General features: G+C 58.5%; 1 protein-coding gene. It reads right to left on the minus strand.

The features are described from left to right. Positions 1-192: 192 nt before the first annotated feature. Positions 193-1,287 (minus strand): efflux RND transporter periplasmic adaptor subunit, encoded by a 1,095-nt coding sequence (locus VEZ52_RS11390; RefSeq protein ID WP_324836914.1) that lies wholly within the window; start codon positions 1,285-1,287, stop codon positions 193-195. Positions 1,288-1,702: the final 415 nt, after the last annotated feature.

The following is a 1,702-nucleotide window of genomic DNA, read 5'->3' on the forward strand; positions in this document are numbered from 1 at the left end:
CCAGATCATTATTGCGAAAACGGAATTCCAGTTCCATCGGGCTTCTCCTCAGGCTTGACGCAGTGCTGCGTCATTGCACTCGCGCTTGAGCGCGCGGCGGCCATGTGGAAAAATTGACCGCCTGTTGGTATTGCCCGAAAACATGCAAATATCAGGCCGTTGCGTGCGGCCCTGTTTTGCTGCGACAAAATTTCAGTCCATGATCCTGACCAGCAGGCCCGGAGCCAGCCGCACCTGACCATCCACAATAATTTTGTCGCCTTCGGCCACGTTGCCGTCCACAACCGTGCGGTCAGCGTATTCAAACAGCGGCCCCACCTTGCGATAGCTGGCCCGGCTGTCCTTATCCACCACATACACGTAGGATTCGTCCCGGCCAGACTGCACGGCACGTGTTGGCACGGTCAGCGCCCCGGCGGCCATGCCCAGCGGCAGCTCCACCTGCACAAACTGCCCCGGCCACAGACGGCGCTGGCTGTTCTCAAAGGTGGCGCGCAGCCGGATGGTGCCGGTGCGCGTGTCTACCGTATTGTCTACAAGGGTGAGAAGTCCCTTTTCCGGCGCGCCTCCGGCAGGCGTTGCGGAAACCGGTACCGTTGTTTGCGCCATCTGCTCTATGATGACAGGCAGGTGCACCTCGGGCACAGAAAAGCCCACATAAATGGGCGAAAGCGTGTCTATGCTGACAATAACAGTGGCGTCAGCCGATTTGACCATGTTGCCCTTGTCCACATTGAGTGCGCCCACACGCCCGCTGATGGGAGCCGCCACCGTGCAGTAGCTGAGGTCAAGGGCGGCGCTTTCCACGCTGGCTTTGTCAGACTGCACCGTGGCGCGCAGGGCCGCCGCATCGGTCGCGGTCTTCTCATAGGCATCACGGCTTACGTAGCCGCCGCCCACGAGCTTGCCGTAACGGCCCATGTCGTCCTGGGCTTTGGCAAGCTGCGCCTGCGATTTGGCAAGTTGCCCTTTCTTTTCGCGCAGCGCGGCCTCAAAGGGGCGGGGATCAATGGTAATAAGAGGGTCGCCCTCGCGCACATCCTGCCCTTCGGTAAAGTGAACCTGCTGAATTTCGCCCGTTACGCGCGGCTTTACACCCACAGAGGCAGAAGCCCGCACGTTGCCCACAGCATGCAGCAGGCGCGGCACATCGGCCCGTGCAACGGCTTCAACCCGCACAGGGGCAGGAGGTACAGCGTTTTTTTTGCTGTCGTCCTGCGAGCAGGCCCCAAGGGCGAGCAGAAAAATGATCAGGAGAAGAGAAAGGGGATTCAGGGCTGGTTTCATGGCGTTCCCCATAAGTGTGAAATAGCCGACATCAAGCCGTTGCGCGCAACAGAAAAAATGAAGCAAGGAGTACCCGCCGTCAAGAAGATAGTTAGCCACTCACCTAACAATCTGCGCTTGCGGCCCTTTTTGCGATGATTGACATTCGGCACGGTCACGGCATAATTACGCCGCATTTTTCGTGCAACCATCTGCGGTCGTTTTGTGAACGGCGGCAACCTGCAGCACCATTTTTGGAGCTGAATCAACATTATATATGCGCCTTGCGGCGCTTCAGGAGCAGGAATTGGCAAAAAACCGCGCATTGCAGCAGTGGCGGGTGGAGGATTCCATCGAACTGTACGGCATCCGTAATTGGGGTGCCGGGTATTTTGACGTGTCGGATGCGGGCGAAGTTGTGATTTGTCCGCAGGGG

Source organism: Desulfovibrio sp. (genome assembly GCF_035644575.1).
Classification (GTDB): Bacteria; Desulfobacterota; Desulfovibrionia; order Desulfovibrionales; family Desulfovibrionaceae; genus Desulfovibrio.

Coding starts and splice junctions, on each gene's coding strand:
- VEZ52_RS11390 (WP_324836914.1), bottom strand. CDS start 1,287: ATGAAACCAGCCCTGAATCCCCTTTCTCTTCTCCTGATCATTTTTCTG.